Annotated in this window: 14 protein-coding genes and 1 pseudogene; 10 read left to right on the top strand and 5 right to left on the bottom strand. The window is 67.3% G+C overall.

The window, feature by feature from the left end; all coding sequences use genetic code 11:
- The first annotated feature begins 34 nt into the window (after positions 1-34).
- The gene (locus tag ACTXG9_RS15975) at positions 35-1,807 is read left to right on the top strand and encodes a chloride channel protein (protein ID WP_050584657.1); all 1,773 of its coding nucleotides are present in this window, start codon (positions 35-37) and stop codon (positions 1,805-1,807) included.
- Between the two features lie 128 nt (positions 1,808-1,935).
- Positions 1,936-2,652: pseudogene (locus tag ACTXG9_RS15970) on the top strand (MgtC/SapB family protein).
- Positions 2,653-2,724: 72 nt separating this feature from the next.
- Here the strand turns inward: ACTXG9_RS15970 and ACTXG9_RS15965 are convergent.
- Positions 2,725-3,132 carry a MerR family transcriptional regulator gene (locus tag ACTXG9_RS15965; RefSeq protein ID WP_019659950.1) on the bottom strand — a complete coding sequence of 136 codons (408 nt, stop codon included), beginning with the start codon at positions 3,130-3,132 and terminating at the stop codon, positions 2,725-2,727.
- Between the two features lie 35 nt (positions 3,133-3,167).
- Here ACTXG9_RS15965 and ACTXG9_RS15960 point away from each other — a divergent pair, with 35 nt between their 5' ends.
- Positions 3,168-4,022, top strand: coding sequence for a class I SAM-dependent methyltransferase (locus tag ACTXG9_RS15960; protein ID WP_456115689.1), 855 nt, complete (start codon positions 3,168-3,170; stop codon positions 4,020-4,022).
- A gap of 85 nt (positions 4,023-4,107) precedes the next feature.
- On the opposite strand, the gene ACTXG9_RS15955 is transcribed toward ACTXG9_RS15960, so the two are convergent.
- From ACTXG9_RS15955 to ACTXG9_RS15940, 4 genes are all read right to left on the bottom strand, one after another.
- On the bottom strand, positions 4,108-4,398 hold the full coding sequence (locus tag ACTXG9_RS15955) for a DUF6959 family protein (RefSeq protein WP_019659952.1): 291 nt from the start codon (positions 4,396-4,398) through the stop codon (positions 4,108-4,110).
- Positions 4,399-4,517: 119 nt separating this feature from the next.
- Positions 4,518-5,354 (bottom strand): OmpA family protein, encoded by an 837-nt coding sequence (locus ACTXG9_RS15950; RefSeq protein WP_188250236.1) that lies wholly within the window; start codon positions 5,352-5,354, stop codon positions 4,518-4,520.
- A gap of 63 nt (positions 5,355-5,417) precedes the next feature.
- On the bottom strand, positions 5,418-10,424 hold the full coding sequence (locus ACTXG9_RS15945) for a YadA-like family protein (RefSeq protein WP_456115688.1): 5,007 nt from the start codon (positions 10,422-10,424) through the stop codon (positions 5,418-5,420).
- Between the two features lie 236 nt (positions 10,425-10,660).
- Entirely contained in the window at positions 10,661-11,641 is a 981-nt protein-coding gene (locus ACTXG9_RS15940; protein WP_021204283.1) for an AraC family transcriptional regulator, read from the bottom strand.
- A 684-nt stretch (positions 11,642-12,325) separates the two neighbouring features.
- Here ACTXG9_RS15940 and ACTXG9_RS15935 point away from each other — a divergent pair.
- The 7 genes from ACTXG9_RS15935 (at position 12,326) to ACTXG9_RS15905 (ending at position 18,659) form a co-directional block, all read left to right on the top strand.
- Positions 12,326-12,517, top strand: a complete 192-nt coding sequence (locus tag ACTXG9_RS15935; RefSeq protein WP_021204284.1) for a Flp family type IVb pilin — start codon at positions 12,326-12,328, stop codon at positions 12,515-12,517.
- Between the two features lie 67 nt (positions 12,518-12,584).
- Positions 12,585-13,130: an A24 family peptidase gene (locus tag ACTXG9_RS15930; RefSeq protein ID WP_456115687.1), complete on the top strand. Its 546-nt coding sequence runs from the start codon at positions 12,585-12,587 to the stop codon at positions 13,128-13,130.
- Positions 13,127-13,603: a TadE/TadG family type IV pilus assembly protein gene (locus tag ACTXG9_RS15925; RefSeq protein WP_058982316.1), complete on the top strand. Its 477-nt coding sequence runs from the start codon at positions 13,127-13,129 to the stop codon at positions 13,601-13,603. The genes ACTXG9_RS15930 and ACTXG9_RS15925 overlap by 4 nt, the downstream gene beginning before the upstream one ends.
- Positions 13,604-13,626: 23 nt before the next feature.
- Positions 13,627-14,664, top strand: a complete 1,038-nt coding sequence (gene cpaB, locus ACTXG9_RS15920; RefSeq protein ID WP_111102425.1) for a Flp pilus assembly protein CpaB — start codon at positions 13,627-13,629, stop codon at positions 14,662-14,664.
- 18 nt (positions 14,665-14,682) lie between these two features.
- Positions 14,683-16,041 carry a type II and III secretion system protein family protein gene (locus ACTXG9_RS15915; protein ID WP_111102426.1) on the top strand — a complete coding sequence of 453 codons (1,359 nt, stop codon included), beginning with the start codon at positions 14,683-14,685 and terminating at the stop codon, positions 16,039-16,041.
- 27 nt (positions 16,042-16,068) lie between these two features.
- Positions 16,069-17,325, top strand: a complete 1,257-nt coding sequence (locus ACTXG9_RS15910; RefSeq protein ID WP_019659961.1) for an AAA family ATPase — start codon at positions 16,069-16,071, stop codon at positions 17,323-17,325.
- Positions 17,310-18,659, top strand: coding sequence for a CpaF family protein (locus ACTXG9_RS15905; RefSeq protein ID WP_019659962.1), 1,350 nt, complete (start codon positions 17,310-17,312; stop codon positions 18,657-18,659). Before ACTXG9_RS15910 ends, ACTXG9_RS15905 begins: the two co-directional genes overlap by 16 nt.
- Positions 18,660-18,661: the final 2 nt, after the last annotated feature.

Raw genomic sequence — 18,661 nt, 5'->3', positions numbered from 1 at the left:
GGCGCTCACGGTGGCGGCGTATCATGCCGCCACCATGTCTTCGCCCGTTCCGCCATCGCGCCTGCATCTGGCCTTCCAGGGCCTGCGCCTGCGGCTGCGCGGCAGCGACCTGTGGTTCATCGCGCTGGCGCTGCTGGTTGGCCTGATCGCCGGCTACCTGACCCTGCTGCAGTCGGGCATCGCGCGCTGGCTGCAGGGCACGTTGTATGGGCTGGACGACGGCATGCGGCTGAGCTCCCTGCCCTCGCTGACCTGGACCGCGCTACTGGTGCTGCCACTGGGCGGGCTGCTGGTCGGCCTGGTCAGCCTGGCGGCGACGCGACTGAAACGGCCACTGCTCGATGCGGTGGAAGCCAATGCGCTGCACGGCGGCCGCATGTCGATGCGCGACAACCTGATCGTGCTGACCCAGACCCTGCTGTCCAACGGCTGCGGCGCGTCGGTCGGCCTTGAGGCTTCGTATACGCAGATGGGCGCGGGCAGCGGCTCGCAGCTGGGCCGGGTGATGCGCCTGCGTCGCAACGACGTGCGCATCCTGGTCGGTGCCGGTGCCGCCGGTGCCATCGCCGCTGCGTTTGGTGCGCCGCTAGCCGGTGCGTTCTACGCCTTCGAGATCGTCATCGGCGCCTACACCCCCGCTGCGCTGGCACCGGTGGCCGTGGCCGCACTGGCCGGTGCGTTCGTGGCCGATCAGGCCGGCATCGAGGCTTACCTGCTGCCCGCCGCTTCGACCATAGACGTACGCGCCGCCGACTACGCCATTTACGGACTGCTGGGCTGCTGCTGCGCGATGGTCGGCATTGTCATCATGCGCCTGATCGCGTCCATTGAAGGGAGGGTCAAGCGCAGCCCGTTGCCGCTGTGGGGCCGCCCGGTGGTGGGTGGCCTGCTGCTGATCCCGCTGGCCCTGGCCAGTCCGCAGGTGCTGTCGTCCGGCCATGGCGCGCTGCACCTGGACCTGACTACCCACCTGCCGTTGATCTGGATCGGCGGCCTGCTGACCCTGAAGTGCCTGGCCTCGGGCATCTCGCTGGGCTTCGGCTTCCGTGGCGGCCTGTTCTTCGCCTCGCTGTTCATGGGCACCCTGGTCGGCGCCCTGTTCGCCGGCCTGCTGGCGATGGCCACCGGCGTGCCGGTAATCGACGCCACGTCCGCCGCGCTGGCCGGCATGGCAGCGTTGGCCGCGGCGGTGGTCGGCGCGCCAATGACCATGGCCATGCTGGTGCTGGAAGGCACGCACGATTTCCTGCTGACCAGCGTGGTGATGAGCGCGGTACTGGTGTCCAGCACGCTGGTGCGGCAGTGGTTCGGCTACTCGTTCTCGACCTGGCGCATGCACCTGCGCGGCGAGACCATCAAGAGCGCCCGCGACGTGGGCTGGGTGCAGAACCTCAACGCCGGCCGGCTGATGCGCAAGGGCGTGGCCACTACTCCGGCCGATCTCGATGCCGCCGCGTTCCGCCAGCGCTTCCCGCTGGGCTCGGGCAGCCGGGTGATCCTGATCGACAGCGAGGGCCACTACGCTGGCATCGTGCAGATTCCACGGGTCTACGGCGATGGCGTGAAACCGGAGACCATGATCGGCGAGCTGGCCGAGAACCGTGACGTTTCACTGTCGCCGGCCGCGGACGTGGTCAGCGTGATGCAGCGTTTCGACCAGACCCAGGCCGACGAACTGGCGGTGGTCGGCGCCGACGGCCAGGTGCTGGGCGTCGTCTCCGAAGCCTTCGTGCGCAAGCGCTACGCCGAGGAACTGGACAAGCGCCAGCGCGAGCTGATGGGCGAGCGCGTCGAGGACACCGACTGACCCCGCAAAAAGGGGACGGAGGGGATTAAGTCGTTTCTGGCACGCTGACTAACCACGCGTGGCGTGGACCGCTGGAAATCCACGCATGGCGTGGATCTACTGTCACCTCGACCGGGTAGACTCCGGCCATGCGCTTCATTGAGACCTTCCAGGCCGGTCCCTTCGCCGACACCGTGGTCAGCCTGCTGGCCGCTTTCGTACTGGGCACGCTCATCGGCGCCGAACGCCAGTACCGGCAGCGCACCGCCGGCCTGCGCACCAACGTGCTGGTGGCCGTCGGCGCCGCTGCCTTCGTCGACCTGGGCATGCGCATCGCCGGCAGCGCCGAGGCGGTGCGGGTGATCTCCTACGTGGTCTCCGGCGTCGGCTTCCTTGGCGCCGGCGTGATCATGAAGGAAGGCATGAACGTGCGCGGCCTGAACACCGCCGCCACCCTGTGATGCTCTGCGGCGGTAGGCAGCTGCACCGGCGCGGACATGCTGGCCGAAGGCGTGCTGCTGACCGTGCTGATCATCGCCGGAAACACCCTGCTGCGGCCGCTGGTGAATGCGATCAACCGCATTCCGATCAATGAGGCCGCCACCGAGGCGACCTACGAAGTGCGCCTGAGCGTGGATGCCGAAGCCGTGCCGCGCGTGCGCGAGCGCCTGGTCGATGCGCTGGAAGCGGCGCAGTATCCGGTGGGCGATGTGCAGTTGGTCGAGCATGCCGACGCGCCTACCGATGTGATCGCGGTGCTGGTCAGTACGGCGGTGAGTGCCGATGAACTGGACGTGGTGCTGGCACGGATGGAGCAGGTGCCGGGCGTGCTGCATGCCACCTGGGAAGTCAGTACCCGCGATTGATTCCATCCACGCATGGCGTGGATCTACCGAGGTCGTGGTGAAGTAGATCCACGCCATGCGTGGATGCTTCTCTCACCGACCCGCCATGCGCTGCTGCGCACGTAGCAGTTTCTGGAACGAACCGCACTTCCGGGCGTCCTCCGCCTGCGGGCAGGCCGCCGCGCGCTGCAGGTGCCGGCGCACCCGTTGCAGCCGGGTGATCTGCCGCTGCAGCACATCGGCCTGCGCCAGCAGGGCCTCCCGGTCCAGGGAGATGCACCCGCGCTGCAGTGGCAGCGATGCCCCGATCTGCTGCAGCGACAGACCGGCCGCCTGGCCGAGGCCGATCAACGCGAGCCGTTCCAGCACCTGCTCGTCGTACTGCCGGCGCAGGCCGCGACGGCCCAGTGCCTGCAGCAGCCCAAGTTGTTCGTAGTAGCGCAGGGTCGAGGCCGGCACGCCGCTGCGCTTGACCACCTCGCCAATATCCAGTTCGCGCACGGGCTTGACCTCAAGTGACCTTCAAGCGCCAACCTATGGGCAACTACCCACCGAGGCAAGGCCATGGCCAGCCCCCCCCCCTTGATCAGAACGCCCTGTGGAACGGCCCTGGCGGCCAGGTCTGGGTTGCGCAGCAGGCCCTTCTCGATGGCCTGTTTCAGCCGATGGCCGACCTGCTCGTGGCCGAACTTCCGGAAACCGTCACGCAACTGCTCGACATCGGCTGCGGTACCGGGGCCAGCCTGCTGGCATCAGCCGCCGCACGCCCGTCGGCGCACTGCACCGGCCTGGACATCTCCGCGCCGATGCTGGCGCTGGCCCGTCAACGCGCCGAGGCGGCAGGGCTGGACGCAGACTTCATCGTCGCCGACGCACAGCAGCATCCGTTGCCCACCGCGCACTTCGACTGGATCCAATCTCGGTTGGGCGTGATGTTCTTCGAGGATACCGGTGCGGCCTTCGCCAACCTGCACCGCGCCACGCGGCCCGGTGCCGGCCTGCGTTTCATTGCCTGGCGCAGCGCTGACGAGAATCCATTCATGACCACGGCCGAGCGCGCGATCGGCGATGCGCTTGAGCTTCCGCCGCGCGCACCCGGTGCCCCGGGACAGTTCGCCTTCGCAGATGGCCAACGCGTGCAGCGCCTGTTGCAGGCTGCCGGCTGGAAGGATGTGGAGGTGGTTGCGGTGGACCTTCCGTGTTCGATCGCACGCGATGAGCTGCCGACCTACGTCGGCCAGCTGGGCCCGGTGGGCCAGGCGCTGCGGGCGCTGCCCGAAGCGGAGGCCGCCGGGCTGCGCGACCAGGCGCTGGCAGCATTCACACCATTCATCGAGGGCGATCGGGTCCGCGTGGGTGCTGCCTGCTGGTTGATCCGCGCACGCGCATGACACAGAAAAGGGAACGGAGGGGATTAAGTCGTCCATGTCCCTGCCGTGCCGGGAACGACTTAATCCCCTCCGTCCCCTTTTTCTTCTACAGTGCCTCGCCGGCGTCGGCCAGGCGCGATTCGATCAGCGCATACCACTGCTGCAACACGTCGATGAGCATGTCCAGTTCGGCGTCGGTGCGCTGTGCGCGACCACTGCGCAGGCAGGCCTGGGCTTCCTGCAGCTGGGCAAGGAAGCCGGCCACGGTGTCTGCCTGCAGGATCAGGCCTGGCAGGCGCCGCCCGGGAATGCGTACCACGGCATGGTTGCCGAGCTGGCCGTACACGCTGAGTGTGGTTTCCGTCTTCATGGAAAGAGGCAGGAATTGAGCGTTCATCGCGTGCACCGTTAGAAAACCTGAGCCGCAGGCAGGCGTGGACGACGGGGGAGACGTTGCCACGCCTGCCGGCGGTCAGGGGGGACTCGGGACCGGGGCCTGGCCCCGGTGAGGGGATTTCAGCGCGGCTGTGCCACTCCGGCGATCTGCACGCGACGGTTTGGCGCCAGGCAGGCGATCAGCGCGCGCCGATTGCGCTGCTCGCACTGCACGATCGGCTCGGCCGCGCCGCGCCCTTCGGCGCTGATGCTGGCTGCAGGCACGCCGCCCTGCACCAGCGCGCTGCGCACGGCCTCGGCGCGGCGCTGCGACAGGGTCTGGTTGTAGCTGGCACTGCCGATACGGTCGGTGTAGCCGGTCACCCGGATCGACTGCACCTGTGCGGCTTCACGCACCTGCGCCAGGATGCCCTGCACCGCCTGCTGGCCCTCGGCGCTGAGTACAGCGCTGTCGAAGCCGAACAGCGCGTCGGCAGACAGCCGCAGGGGTTGCTCCGGCAGCGGTGCCGGTGCAAGCGGCGCCGGTGGCCGCGGCGGCTCCAGCACGGCCGCGCACGATTCCGGCTTCCAGTACCCCGCCTGGGCAATGCCCTTGCTGTCAAAGCGGACCTGGAACTGGCAGGTGAAGTACTCCGCGCCCTGCGCGGTGCGGAAGTTGAACAGGTAGTTCCACTCGCGCACGCCCCACATGCCTTCATTGAAATGCGGCGTGCCCAGCAGCGTGTACAACTGCCGCTTGCTCATGCCCGGCGCGAAGCGGCGCAGGTCGGCGACGTCCGGATAGATGCCTTCCTTCAACGAGGCCCTGGAGGCCTCCGGGAACTGCACGGCGGTGGCTTCGGCAGGACCGTCCGTGGCCGGCGCATGGCTGCGGCAGGCGGCCAGCAGGCCCATCCCCAGGATCAGGCCCAGCGTAGCGGCATGTTGGCCGGCGCGGGCGATACGATGCTGTTTCATGTCATTCCCCCTGTAGACGTTTCCGCGGTACCGGGCCGCGCGTGCGGCCCGGCGGCGGAGATATCACCACTGGATGCCGGCACCGACGGCCACGCCGGCCTCGCCACGGCTGTTGGTGGAGCCGCTGAACTTGTAGATCCAGCGCCCTCCCTCGGAGACACCGGAGATACCGACCGCCACGCCCGACTCGCCGTTGTAGCTGCCGGCAGCGACCGAGGCCATGTTGCGGCCCGCTTCGCTGGGCTGCGGCAGGGCTGCGGTGGCCATCGCCGAGGCGATACCGGCCGAAGCACGGTTGTCGGTCTTGCGCAGGTCGCGCTCGAAGCCACCCATGCGCTCGTCGGTGTAGGCCTTGGACCAGTCCAGGGTCTGCGCCATCCCCGACTTCAGCTGATCCACGTTGACCGCGTCGGTACCGGCGGTGCCGGCGGCGACGTTGCGCACCGTGGTCGGGCCGCTGTTGGTGCTGCCCAGCGTGACACTGTTGTAGTTGGTCGCACCGTTCACCGTGGTGTCGTAGCGGATCGTGCCCTGCTGCGAGGCCTGCAGCTGGCGCACGTTGACCGCATCGGTGGCCTGCGAACCGTCAGCCACGTTGACGACCTGGCGTTCGGCGCCGCTGGCACCGACCGAGACCGTGTTGGCCCGGTTCGCCACCGAACCCGCCCCCAGCGCCACCGAGTTGTCGGCCTGCGCCTGCGAACCATTGCCCAGCGCGGTCGAGTTGGCACCGGCGGCGGTGGAGCCTGCACCACCGGCGGCCGAGTTGGCACCGCTGGCGGACGGATCGGCCAGGTTGTTGGTGTTGTTGGCGCGGAAGCTGCCGGCCACGTTGGTGATGTTCTGGATCTTCTGGTCGGTGTACTTCTTCGACTCATCGATGGCGTAGTTCACACCATTCTTCAGCTGGCCGACATTGGTTGCGTCGTAGGTGTCGGAGCCATCGGCAACGTGGGTGATCTTGCGCTCGCTGCCGGTGCTGCCGACCGAGACCTCACCGGCCGAGTTGCTGGCGCCGGTCTGGCCGTAGGCACCGGTGTAGCCGCTCTGCGCACCAACGCTGGCCACCGAACCGGCACCCAGGGCGACGCTGTTGCCTGCACTGGCGCTGGCACCGTTGCCGACCGCCACGCTGTTGGCACCGGCCGCACTGGCCTGCGGGCCGACCGCCACCGCTTCCGCACCGGCCGCGGTGGCTGCGGCCGCCGTCGAGTTCACCGCCAGGTAGGCACTGCCACCGCCACCGTTGGTGATGCGCTGGTTGAGGACCTTCAGCGAGCCATCGACGGCAGTGAAGGCGGCGGTGACGTTGTTGTAATCGCCGCTGCTGAAGGTGCCATCGGTGGCGATGCTGGAGATGCTGAACGTCGGCGCGGTCCACGCGTTGGTGGTGCCGTTGTAGGCAGTGGTGCCGCCGAAGTAGTTGGCGATGGTGCTGTGGGTGCTGAACAGCTGGTCGCCGGTGATGGCGTCGCTGCTGCCGGCCAGGATGCTGCCGGCGGCGACGTTGGTGATCTTCACCGCACCGCTGCCGGTGCCCGTCAGCGTCACGCTGTTGAGCACGTTGCCGCTGCCGTCGACGTCGTACTTCACGGCCAGCTTGTCGATCTCGCCGGTCTGGTCGGCCACATTGGCCAGTGAATTGCTGACCGCGTCGAAGGCGGTACCGACGTCGTTGTAGCTGCCCTTGGTCACGGTGCCGTTGGCGGCAACGTTGTTGATCGAATAGGTCGGCGCGGTCAGTACGCCGCTGGCGTTGACCGCCGCGCCACCTCCGAGGTGGGTGGCAACGGCCTGGTTGGCCGCAAACAGCTGGGCACCGTTGATGGCCTCGCTGCTGGTGGCACTGACCTGGCCCGGGCCCAGGTTGCGCAGCGTGGTGGCGGTGCCGCTCTGGCCCAGCGTGGCACTGGCGTAGTTGACGCTGCCGTCGCCGTTGAGGTCATAGCGCAGGGCGCCCTGCTCCGAGGCCTGCAGCTGGCCCAGGTTGACCGCATCGGTCGCTGCGGTACCGGCCGCCATGTTGGTGACCTGGCGCTCGGCACCGGCGGCACCGATGGATACGCTGTTGGCACGGTCAGCCAGGCTGCCGGCGCCCACCGCGATGCTGTTGGAGGCGGTGGCGCGGGCATTGGTACCAACCGCGATCGAGTCGGCGCCGGTGGCCACGGCCTCGGTACCGGTCGAGTTCACCCGCAGGTACTTGGTACCGCCGTTGCGGATATCGGTGATCTGCGTGTTGAGGTTGACCAGCGAACCATCCACCGCCGCGAAGGCATCGGTGGCGTTGGTGTACAGGCCCTGGGCGATGGCGCCGGTGGTGGAGATCGTGCTGATCTCGAACAGCGGCGCAGTGAAGGCACCGCTGGCCGGATCGAACGCGGCGCGGCCACCGAAGAAGCTGGCGATGGCGGCGTTGGTCGCAGCCAGTTGGCCACCGTTGACTGCTTCCAGGCTGCCCGCGGTGACCGCGCCGCCGGCCAGGTTGCCGATGGTGGTGGTGCCAGTGCCCGCGCCAAGCGTCACCCGACGGTAGTTCGGGTTGCCGGCACCGTCCAGGTCGTAGGTCACCGCAGCTGCCGCCACATCATCGATCAGGCTGATGGCGCCCTTCAACTGGGCCACATTGACCGCATCGGTGTTGACGCTGCCGGCAGCCACGTTGGTGATCTGGCGCTCGCCGCCACCGGCGGTGCCCACCGATACTTCGCCGGCCGAGACCTGCGGTGCAGTGAGGCCATAAGCGCTGTAGCTGGCCTGCGCGCCGCGCAGTGCAGCCGAACGGTAGCCCAGTGCGACCGAGTTCGCCTGGTTGGAGGTGGCTTCAGCACCCAGCAGGGTCTGGCCGTTGGCGGTACCGACGGCACTGTCACCGACGATCACCGAATGGCCCATGCGCGCAGCGTAGTCTGCGGTCGGGACGCCGGTCGGGTTGGTGGGATCGTTCACGCCATCGCCCGGGAAGGCAACGTTGGCATCGACCCTGGGCAGTTCGTGCCGTGCATTGGCGCCGATCACCACTTCCTTCGAACCGTTGGCGAAGGCGCCGTCACCCATCAGCACCTGGTAGTCCTGTGCCGCGTTGACGGCCCAGCAGGAGATGTCGGCCAGCGCGATGTCCAGGCACTTCGCCGCCCATTCCGGCGAATCCGTTGGCAGCAGCAGCCCGAGCAGGCCACCCGGATTGCCGTTGTTGATGTTGTAGATGTAACTGTCCGAGGTAACGCCGCCAATAAGCGTCAGGTGCGAGCTGCCGCCAGTGACGGCGCCGCCGAGGCCATTGAGGGTGCTACCGACCGGCGACAGGTTGACCACCGGCAGGCCCAGCACATTGACCGTCGAGTAGGTCTGCATCACGTTGGCGTTGCTGAGCTTGAGATTGCCGTTGCTCAGGTAGCCGTCGCCGCCGAACAGGCTGCTGGTGGTCGGCCCGATGAGCTGGCCGACATTGCCGACCAGGCCACCGGTGCCGATGATCAGGCCCGCGTTCGGGTCGGCCGGCGCCGGCGCCTTTGGGCTGGTGGGCGGTATGGCCGAGGGTTGGGTCAGGCCGAGCCCGCCAAGCGTGCCGCCGACCAGGCCGCCTACGGCACTGCCGAGATTGCCGATGGTGCCGTTGAGGTTGCCGTTGAGCAGGTTGCCTACGGCACTGCCGACATTGCCCAGCGTATCGCCCAGCAGGCCACCCAGGCCGCCGAGGCTGCCACCTGTAGCGCCGTTGAGTACACCGCCGACGGTGCTGCCCACTGCACCCGCTGTACTGTTGAGCGTGCCGCCCACGGCACCGCCAACGGCACCGACGGTGCCAACTGCATCGTTGAGCGCGCCACCGACGGTGCTGCCGACCGAACCGACCGTGCCGTTGAGTGCACCACCCACGGTTCCGCCGACTGCACCAACCGTACCAACGGCGCCGTTCACTGCACCACCCACCGCGCTACCGACAGTTCCAACGGTGCCATCGAGCGTGCTGCCCAGTGCTTCGCCTACCGTTCCAACCGTGCCGTGCAAGGCGCCGCCGACCGCACCAACCGTGTTGCCTACGGTGCCATCAAGCACGCCACCTACGGCGCCGCCTGCCGCGCCGACAACGCCGCCCACCAGGCCATCGACGCCCAGCGCGCTGTTCTGCGCCGCCACGGTCGCTTGGCCGGCCAGCTTCAGATTGCGGTCGGCCACGACTTCGTGGCCACCCGGCGCCTGCACGCGCACGTTGCCGGCAACACCGGTATCGAAGGCCGCGGTGATCGCACGATCATGAGTCTCGCCCGGCAGCTCCTCCTTGGCCGGCAGCGTGACCGCCGCCGTCGCCTTGACCTGCCCCTGGCCGTCGATATGGTGGCCCGCCAGCTTCAGCTGCGAATCCACCTTGCCGTCAACGGACGCCTTGAGGCCGGACAGCGAGCCAGCCGGTGCGCCAGCAACAGCGGCGGCCGCCTTGGCACCGGTATCGATCGAGGCCACCTCGGTACCGGCGATGCCAACGCCGGCCTTCGCCTGGGCATCCGCAGCCACACCGAGCGGCGCATGCGCGGACGGCGCAACGTTGGCCGCCAGCGATGCATCAATCTTCGCCACATGGGACGCTGCATGACCCAGCCCGACATTGGCGCGGACATCGGCAGCCAGCGCAGGAACCGCGACCTGCTTCGGCGCAGCGCTCGCCGCCAGCTTCACCTGCACGGTGGCCGGCAGCACGTCGCGTACGATCGGCAGCGAGTTCGTACTCAGCTGCAGGCCGACACGCGCGTCAGCGCTGATCGCCGGACTGCTCTGCGCCTGGCGCGATGCGGCAGCCAGCGCCACTTCCGCGTCGACCTTGACCGGCATCGGCTGCGCGTACTTCGCGGCCAGTGCCTGCAGGTCACGTAGAGACTGATTGGATTCGGACGCGCCTGCATGCCCGCTGGCCAGCGCACACAGCAGGGCCAGGGCCAGTGCGGTCGGCATCAGCAGTGCACTGCGCGGATCGCGGGCGGCGCTGCCGCCGCTGTCGCCGGTGGCCAGTTCCGAGGCCACAACCAGAGCATTGAGCTGGCGGTTCCATACACGCCGGTAGATGCGGTTCATGAGCATTTCCCCCGTAGGCGAACAACTGGAATGTCAGTGGACTTGCCGTTAGGCAGGTGACTGACATTTCAGCGTTTGCAACGGCGGTGGCGCACTTCAATCCGGCACGGCAATCGCGCATTCCGGCAAATCCACGGCCGGAATCGGCAGCCGTCTATGCAGAAGCGGCAGCATGATCGGCAAACGGATGCGCAATTCCGGCATGAATGCCGTGGAAACCCTTGCGGGACCTTGGCTCAGGCCGGCTGGCCGATCTGCGCGGGCGCGCGCATCAGGGTATCGCGCGGCAGTTCGCCGAATACCTTGCGATAATTATCAGCGAAGCGCGAGAGGTCCCAAAGCCCGCAGCTGAGCGCGATGGCCTTCACCGAGCGGCGGCTGGAATCGGCCATCGACAGGCTCCGGCAGGCGGCACACAGGCGCAGCATGGAGAGGTACCGGTTCGGCGAAGTGCCGAACAGGTCCTCGAATGCATAACGTAGGCCGCGCTCGCTGACGCCAGCGGCATCGCAGATCTCATTCATGTAGATGTTGCGGCGCAGGTTGAGCCGCATGAAATTCTCGGCACGCTGAGCAATCAGATAATGTGTGCGCCGCGCACGGCTGCAGCCCGGGCGGTCGGCGGTACCCGCGCCCAGCAGTGCCTGCACATGCTCATGCAGCAGCCGCTCGGCTTCTTCCGGCTGCAGGCCGGAACCCTGCCCCAGCTGCAGGTGCAGCTGCTGATAATGGCGCGCCAACGGCGCTGCTTCGTTGGCCAGGCTGAACAACGAAAGTGCCTGCCCAGCCGGTGGCGTGCTGCGCAGGCTCAGTTCGGTCAGCTTGCGCTGCACGCGCGCCGCCGGCACCAGCATCAGCGTCATGTGCGTGCCCGGGCTCAGGGTGAACTCGCTGATGCCCTCCGGCATCACGGTCAACGCCATACCCGCCGCAAGCGGTACACCATGGCACCAGCTCAGCGTCTCATCGGTGGCGTGCAGATAGCCGAGCATCGCCCAGTCCGGCGGCAGCATGAATCGTCCACGGCAATGGAATCCACAGCTGATGCTGCAGAACAACGCCTCCTCGTGCACGCGTGAAGCGAAGGCCGCCCGTGGCCCATTGCCATCGAGCAGTAGCAGTTCAACATCACATACACGAAGCACGCCGCTCAGCGTCGCCAGGTCGATCGACCGCAGGCCGCTGTCGTCGCTGTCTCCTACCCCACCATCGACCATGACAGTGTCGTCCCCCGATTATCCGTCGTGCGATACGGCCCCCACTGCCTGACAGGGCGCGCACCTCTCATGGAATCTCTTCCATCACCGGGATGCGCGCCGCCAACGCACGCACCCCAAAAGAAACGCGAGTACTTGAATACGAGTATGCCCGATAATTCAGCGGGGTAAACATCTGCCCCGCGTTGAACAGGATGGATACAGACGTGAAAATCATGCTGACGTGATTGGCACAGTTCTCGCATTCGACTGAAACCAAAATCACATTATCTGCACGTCGATGAATCGTTGTGCGAGCGAACGGATTTCCGTCACAGAACCCGCGTGAAAAATTAAGGACCGAAGGGATTCTGCCGAATTTGCATATAGGTTCCGGTTGCAGCCGGCCGCCATTCAGGCAAAGTCGATAACACGGTGATCCGGTCTTTGATAATGACCGCACCCAGGGGGACAGCATGACCATGCACGTATCGCTCGACACGTCGACCACCGGCCCCGCGCCGCGCGGTCGCGGTTGTGCGAACGGCGTCCCGCCTGGAAGCGATCACCCTGCTTGAGCACAGCGGGTCCATCCCGCCTTGCCTCCTCCGCCAGGACGTGCGGAGGTCCACGGACGATCCCGGCGGAGCCGGGCCACCGCCCAACAGGTGTCCTGTAGCAGACAGGTAGAGGGAGACAATCGTCATGAACGCATCGATCCGCAAGTTCCTGAAGGAAGAAGATGGTGTCACCGCGCTCGAGTACGGGCTGCTGGCCGCTGTGATTGCGGGAGTGCTGATCGCACTGGGCAGTACGCAGATCCAGACATTCTTCAGCACGCTCTTTGAGAATCTCACCAAGCTTGCCAACAAGGCTTCAGGCAGCACGCCCGCCTGAGCCGCCTCCTGGATTGGATCAGGGACAGCAACTGCTGAGCGTCCACTGACGGGCGACGGAGTGTGCGATGACACTGCTGGGTTTATTGGCCATCGGCGTATGCCTGCGGATCGCGATCAGCGATCTGTACGCCCGGCGGGTGCCCAACGCCTGGCTGCTGTCCGCATGCGCGATCACCGTTGTCGTGCTCATCGCCGGACAGTTCAACGCGCCGCGCCTGCCGTGGGCTTCCCACGTTGCCGGCGCGGCGCTCGGCCTGGTCGCATTGCTGCCGTTCCATGCGTTGCGCTGGATGGGCGCCGGGGATGTCAAGTTCTTTTCCATGCTGGGATTGATGCTGGGCTGGCAGACACTGCTGCCGATCTGGATCGCGGCCAGCCTCGCAGCGGGCGCACATGCCGCGTTGGTGCTGGCGTCACGCCGGGTGGGTCCAGTACTGCCCGTCGGCCTGCAAGCCCAGCTGAACCGGGCCAGTTCGCAGTGGCATTCACACCCGGCGCTGCGCGACATGCAGAACGCCCGCCAGGGACGCCATGGCATTCCCTATGCAGCCTACCTGGCCGTGTCGGCCATCGCCTGGATCCTCATCACTACGTATGGAGGTGTGCCATGAACACCCCCAACCCGCGCCGGCAACGTGGTGCGGCCAGCATCGAGTTCGCCTTGATGCTCATGCTGGGCCTGCTGCCACTGCTGCTGTTTACGTTCTCCGGCGTGATGATCATGGCGGCCCAGCAGACGCTGGCAACCGCTTCGGCCGAGGGTGCGCGCGCATCGCTGCGCTATGGCAGCGCCAATGAACGTCGTACCGCGGCGTGTATTGCGGCGCGCAGCTCGATGCAGTGGCTGCTGAACTTCTCCGGGCAGTCCGTCGACTGCAGCAATGGGGGAAGCAACGCCATCCTGGTTTCCGCGCAGGCGCCCTGCGCCGGACTGGCCAGCGCCCAGTGCATGACCGTGACCGTCAGCTACGACTACGCAAGCCATCCCTTCCTGCCCGGCACCGCCACGCTCTACAAGTGGGTAATGCGGGCTCCCATCCGCAGCGTGGCGGTCGCGCAACTCGACCTCGGCAGCGGCAACTGACGATCGCTACAGGAGACGGTTCCATGCTCAAGTTGACCCGCATCGCCGCCGTCGCCCTGATCGGGTTGGCCGTGCTGCTGGCGGTCATCGCCCTGATGATCGGGCGCAGGCAAGCCGCGCCGGCCACGGCTGCCCCGGCCGCGCAGAGCGAAGCCCAGGCAATCACCGTGGTGGAGGCGGTGGCGCGACTGCCGGCCGGCGAACCCATTTCTGCCAATGGACTGCGCCTGGCGCAGCGCAGCGCCCCGATTGCCGGTGCCGCCTCCAGCATTTCCGCCGTGGTGGGAAAGGTGCCGGTGCAGGACATTGCCGAAGGCACGGCAATCAGCAGCAATGCGCTTGCGCAGGGATTCTCGCTGCAGCTGCGCCCCGGAGAGCGCGCACTCGCGGTACCGGTTGACGAGTTGGTGGGTGCCGGCAACCGCATCGTGCCGGGCGATTTTGTCGACGTGTTCCTCAACCTGCGCAACGCCCAACCCAACGCCAGCGGGCCGGCCGATGCAGCACAGACGCGCCTGCTGTTGTCGCGCCTGCGCGTGCTCAGCTATGGCCAGCAGGACATCGCCCTGGCCAACGCTGGCGCTGTCGCCAGCACTGAAGCCGATGCGCGCAACGATCCACGCGCCGCCGACATCACCGGAAGCAGCAGCACCCAGAGCACGGGCAGCGAGACCACCCAGCCGGCACGCAGCGCGGTACTGGCGGTACCGGTGGCCGACGCCAACCGGCTGTTGCTGGGTGCGCAGCAGGGCAAACTGTTCCTGGCCCTGCGCAACCCTGCCGATCCCGGCCAGCCCGATCTGGCGCTGTTCCCGCAGGCACGCGGTGTGATCGATCCGCTGCGGGGGCTGGATGCGGAACAGCAGCTTGCGCTGCAACGGCCGGAGAATCACGCCTACGCCGGCATCGACGGTGATGCATTGGCCGGCCGCAGCAACACGCCGGCCCGCAGCACCCAGGATGCCCCGGCACGCATACCCGCCCCCCGGCGCAGCGCCCCGCGCGCATCGGGTATCGAAATCATCCGGGGTGACAGCTCCGCCCCCCGTGGTTCCCTTTGACCTGCATCGAGCGCATCCATGACCGAACGTCGCCGCAGTCCACGCCCTTCCCCCCGCCAGCGCTGGCTGGCCCTGCTGCTGGTGCTGCTGGCACCGGCGACGAGCGTGGCCGCCGACGACCTGGTACTGCAGACGCGCGAGCAGCGCCCCTGGCCCCTGCCGGGTGACCTGGAGCGGGTGGCCATTGCCGACCCGGGCGTGGCCGATATCGTGATGCTGCGCGGCCAGCGCCAGGCACTGCTGGTCGGCAAGGCACCGGGCACCACCACGCTCCTGCTCTGGCACCGCAAGCAGGCCGAGCCACAGCGCCTGCAGGTGCGGGTACAAAGCGCGGTGCAGGGCGCGGCCGACGCGGGCGCGAACGGACTGGTGTTCACCCAGCAGGACAATCAGGGCCTGCTGCAGGGAAGCACCGACAGTGTGCTGTCGCACATGCAGGAACAGAAGACCGCCGCGATGGCCCTGGGCAAGGACGGACTGCTTGCCGACGCATCGACGGTAAGCAGCGGCGGCGTCGTGCAGGTCGAGGTCAAGGTGGTCGAATTCAACAAGACCGCTCTGAAGCAGATCGGCATCAGCTTCCAGAACCGCAATGGCAACTTCGCCTACGGATTCGCCCGCCCGGGCGGCCAGCTGCCGGGCAACACCGGCATCCTGCCCGGCATGCAGGAAGGCAACTCCAGCAACGAAGCCGAATCGCCCATTTCTTCGGCGTTCCGCCTGGTGTTCGGCTCGACCAAGGGCCTGTGGAATGCCGACGTCGACCTGCTGCAGAGCAATGGCATGGCGCGCGTGCTGGCCGAACCTACCCTCGTCGCATTGTCCGGCCAGAGCGCCAGCTTCCTTGCCGGCGGCGAGCTGCCAATCCTGGAGCCGCAGGGGCTGGGCACCACCACGATCACCTACAAGCCCTTCGGCATCGGCCTGACCGTGACACCGACGGTACTGGCGCCGAACCGCATCGCCTTGAAAGTCGCGCCGGAAGCCAGCGACCTGGACTACAGCAACGCCATCGCGCTCAATGGCGTGCAGATTCCATCGATCACCACCCGCCGCGCCGACACCACGGTCGAGCTGGGCGATGGCGAGAGCTTCGTGATCGGTGGCCTGGTCAGTTCCAACGTGGTTTCCAGCGTCGGCAAGATTCCGCTGCTGGGTGACCTGCCGGTCATCGGCTCGTTCTTCCGCAACTTCGACTACAAGCGCCAGGACAAGGAGCTGGTGATCATCGTCACGCCACGCCTGGTGAAGCCGCTGGCCCGCAACACCGAACTGCCACTGCCCGGCGACCGCGAAGCCAAGCCGCACATGCCCGAATGGGGCGCCTGGCTGCTGGGTCCAATCAGCCAGGACCCGGTACCCGGCTTCTCACGCTGATTCCATGATGCCTGCGATACCACGCCCATGCCCTACGCCACTGCCCAGCCGCTGCATCCGCAAGGACCGCCGATGAACCTGGTCCTGTACGGAATGGATCGCGAACTGCTGCCCCGGCTGGCGGCCAAACTGCCGCCGACCACCACCCTGCACTGGCAGGACAGCAGCGCCCCGACCTCCGCCCAGGACCTGCACCGCGGGCCGCAGAACCTTGTGCTGCTCGACTTCCGCCCCGAGCATGCCGCCGCCTCCAGCGTGCTGGCGCAGCAACTGCAACAGACAGAACCGGACCTCGCACTGGTTGCCGTCGGTGCCACCAGTGCCGGACAGGTAGAGGGCGTCGTCATCGCACTGCGGGCGGGCCTGCGTGACGTACTGGACCTGGACAGCGACAACGCCGGTGTCGAGGCCGCACTGCGTCGTGCCCTGTCACCACGACCAGCTGCCGCCGCGCAACACGCGCACAAGGCGCGCCTGATCGTCCTGCTGGGCGTGCGCGCCGGGGTCGGCACCAGTACGATGGCCGCGCACCTTTCGGTGCTGGCACAGCAGACCCGTGCGCTGGCACAGGGCGAGGCAGTGCAGCAGGACGGCCTGCTGATGGAACTGGCCCAGCCTTCGGGTGACCTTGCGCTGTACCTCAACCTGGACAGCCGCTTCCATTACGAAGACGCGCTGCGCAACGCCAGCCGCATCGACGCCACCCTCGCCCGCACGGCCATGGCCCGGCACGATTCCGGGCTGGTGCTGCTGGACCGCGCCAGCGGAAGCGACGCGGTGCCGCCGTCCGATCCGGGTGCGCTGCTGCAGCGCCTGCGCACCGTGTTCGCCAGCGTGCTGTGTGATGCCGGCGGCTGCCCGGTGCGCCAGCTGCCACCGCTGCTGCTGGACCAGGCCGACGAGATCTGGCTGGTCACAGATGCCTCGATCGCCACGCTGGTGTCGCTCGATCAGGCACTGAAGCACCTTGCCGGGCAACGCGAACGCGAGAAGCGGCTGCAGCTGGTGATCAACCGCCACGATGACAGCAGCGGAATGAGCCCGGAGCAGATTGCGCGCCGCTTCGAGGTGCCCCTGCTGGCCACGCTTCCCGAGCGCCCCCGCGTGCGCCTGTCAGCGAGCCAGGGCCACCTGCTGCTGCAGGATGCGCCGCGTGACCCCTATCTGCGTGCCCTCGCCCCACTGGTTTCGCGCCTGGACCCGGCCGCTTGCCGGGTGCAGGCGCAGGGCCTGCGGGAAAGACTCTCCCTTGCCCTGGGTGGATCGCAATGGAAGACAAGGTAACCCCTTTCCCGCATGCCGTTGCCCGGCCGGTGCTGCCCGAAAGCACGCCGGGCCATCAGCCGTTCGCGCAGACCGAGCAGTACCAGAAGGTGCTGTCGGCAGCGCATGAGCACCTGCTCAACAGCATCGAGGACGAGCGCATCGACATCGATTCCTGGGCGCCCGACACCATCGCCCGCTGGGTGCAGGTGCAGACGGTGGGCTTCATCCAGGAGTGGCGCATCCCGATCAACGAAGAAGAGATGCAGGTGGTCGCCGACGGCCTGGTCAAGGAGCTGACCGGCTTTGGCCCGCTGGACGACCTGCTGCACGACCCGTCCATCGAAGACATCCTGATCAACGGTTTCAAGGATGTGCATGTTTCCCAGGGTGGCCAGCTCAAGCGGGCCACCCAGCGATTCACCGACGATACGCACCTGCTGCGCATCCTGCGACGTATCCTGGCCCCGCTCGGGCGCCGCCTGGATGACTCCAACCCGATGGTCGATGCGCGTTTGCCCAACGGCGGCCGTCTCAACGCGATCATCTCGCCGCTGGCCGTGGACGGACCGATGGTGTCCATCCGCAAGTTCCGCAAGGATCCATTCACTCCCGATGAACTGCTGGCCAAGGGCACCTTCGACGAACCGATGCACGCCCTGCTGAAGGCGATGGTGCTGGGCCGCTGCAACATCCTGGTATCCGGCGGCACCAGCTCCGGCAAGACCTCGCTGCTGAACGCCCTGGCCAGCTACGTCCCCGCGAACGAGCGCGTGATCACCGTCGAGGACACCGCAGAACTTTCGCTCAACCACCCGCATGTGGTCCGCCTGGAAAGCCGCATCGGTGGCGCCGAAGGCCATGGCGCGGTGAGCATCCGCGATCTGGTCCGCAACAGCCTGCGCATGCGCCCTGATCGCATCGTGGTGGGCGAGGTGCGTGGCGCCGAGGTGCTGGAAATGCTGCAGGCCATGAACACCGGCCACGACGGTTCGATGGCCACCATCCACGCCAATTCACCACGCGACTGCCTGTACCGGATCGAGATGCTTGCTGGATTTGCCGGCTTCCAGGGCAGCGAGGACAGCCTGCGCCGGCAGATCGCCAGTGCCATCGACTTCATCGTGCAGATCTCGCGCCTGGGCAGCGGCCGCCGCGTGCTGGTATCGATCACCGAGATCACCGGTGTCAGCGACAACCTGATCACCACCCAGGAAATGTTCCGCCACGAACTGCAGATCGACGGCAACGGCAAAGAGATCGATCGCTGGGTCGGGCTGGGCTTCCATCCACACTCGCACAAGCTGGAGCCGTTCCGCCAACAGCTGCGCGAATCGCTCTACGGAGACTTCTGAGC

Source organism: Stenotrophomonas maltophilia group sp. LNF247 (assembly GCF_054083135.1).
The sequence above is the reverse complement of the archived record's forward strand: the minus strand, read 5'-3'. Positions and strand labels throughout refer to the sequence as shown.

What these genes read in the sequence shown, in the direction of transcription:
- ACTXG9_RS15960 (WP_456115689.1), top strand. Translation starts at nt 3,168, where the DNA reads ATGGGCAACTACCCACCGAGGCAAGGCCATGGCCAGCCCCCCCCCCTT.
- ACTXG9_RS15955 (WP_019659952.1), bottom strand. Translation starts at nt 4,398, where the DNA reads ATGAACGCTCAATTCCTGCCTCTTTCCATGAAGACGGAAACCACACTC.
- ACTXG9_RS15925 (WP_058982316.1), top strand. Translation starts at nt 13,127, where the DNA reads ATGAACACCCCCAACCCGCGCCGGCAACGTGGTGCGGCCAGCATCGAG.
- ACTXG9_RS15905 (WP_019659962.1), top strand. Translation starts at nt 17,310, where the DNA reads ATGGAAGACAAGGTAACCCCTTTCCCGCATGCCGTTGCCCGGCCGGTG.
- cpaB (WP_111102425.1), top strand. Translation starts at nt 13,627, where the DNA reads ATGCTCAAGTTGACCCGCATCGCCGCCGTCGCCCTGATCGGGTTGGCC.
- ACTXG9_RS15945 (WP_456115688.1), bottom strand. Translation starts at nt 10,424, where the DNA reads ATGAACCGCATCTACCGGCGTGTATGGAACCGCCAGCTCAATGCTCTG.
- ACTXG9_RS15930 (WP_456115687.1), top strand. Translation starts at nt 12,585, where the DNA reads ATGACACTGCTGGGTTTATTGGCCATCGGCGTATGCCTGCGGATCGCG.
- ACTXG9_RS15950 (WP_188250236.1), bottom strand. Translation starts at nt 5,354, where the DNA reads ATGAAACAGCATCGTATCGCCCGCGCCGGCCAACATGCCGCTACGCTG.
- ACTXG9_RS15935 (WP_021204284.1), top strand. Translation starts at nt 12,326, where the DNA reads ATGAACGCATCGATCCGCAAGTTCCTGAAGGAAGAAGATGGTGTCACC.
- ACTXG9_RS15915 (WP_111102426.1), top strand. Translation starts at nt 14,683, where the DNA reads ATGACCGAACGTCGCCGCAGTCCACGCCCTTCCCCCCGCCAGCGCTGG.
- ACTXG9_RS15910 (WP_019659961.1), top strand. Translation starts at nt 16,069, where the DNA reads ATGCCCTACGCCACTGCCCAGCCGCTGCATCCGCAAGGACCGCCGATG.
- ACTXG9_RS15975 (WP_050584657.1), top strand. Translation starts at nt 35, where the DNA reads ATGTCTTCGCCCGTTCCGCCATCGCGCCTGCATCTGGCCTTCCAGGGC.
- ACTXG9_RS15940 (WP_021204283.1), bottom strand. Translation starts at nt 11,641, where the DNA reads ATGGTCGATGGTGGGGTAGGAGACAGCGACGACAGCGGCCTGCGGTCG.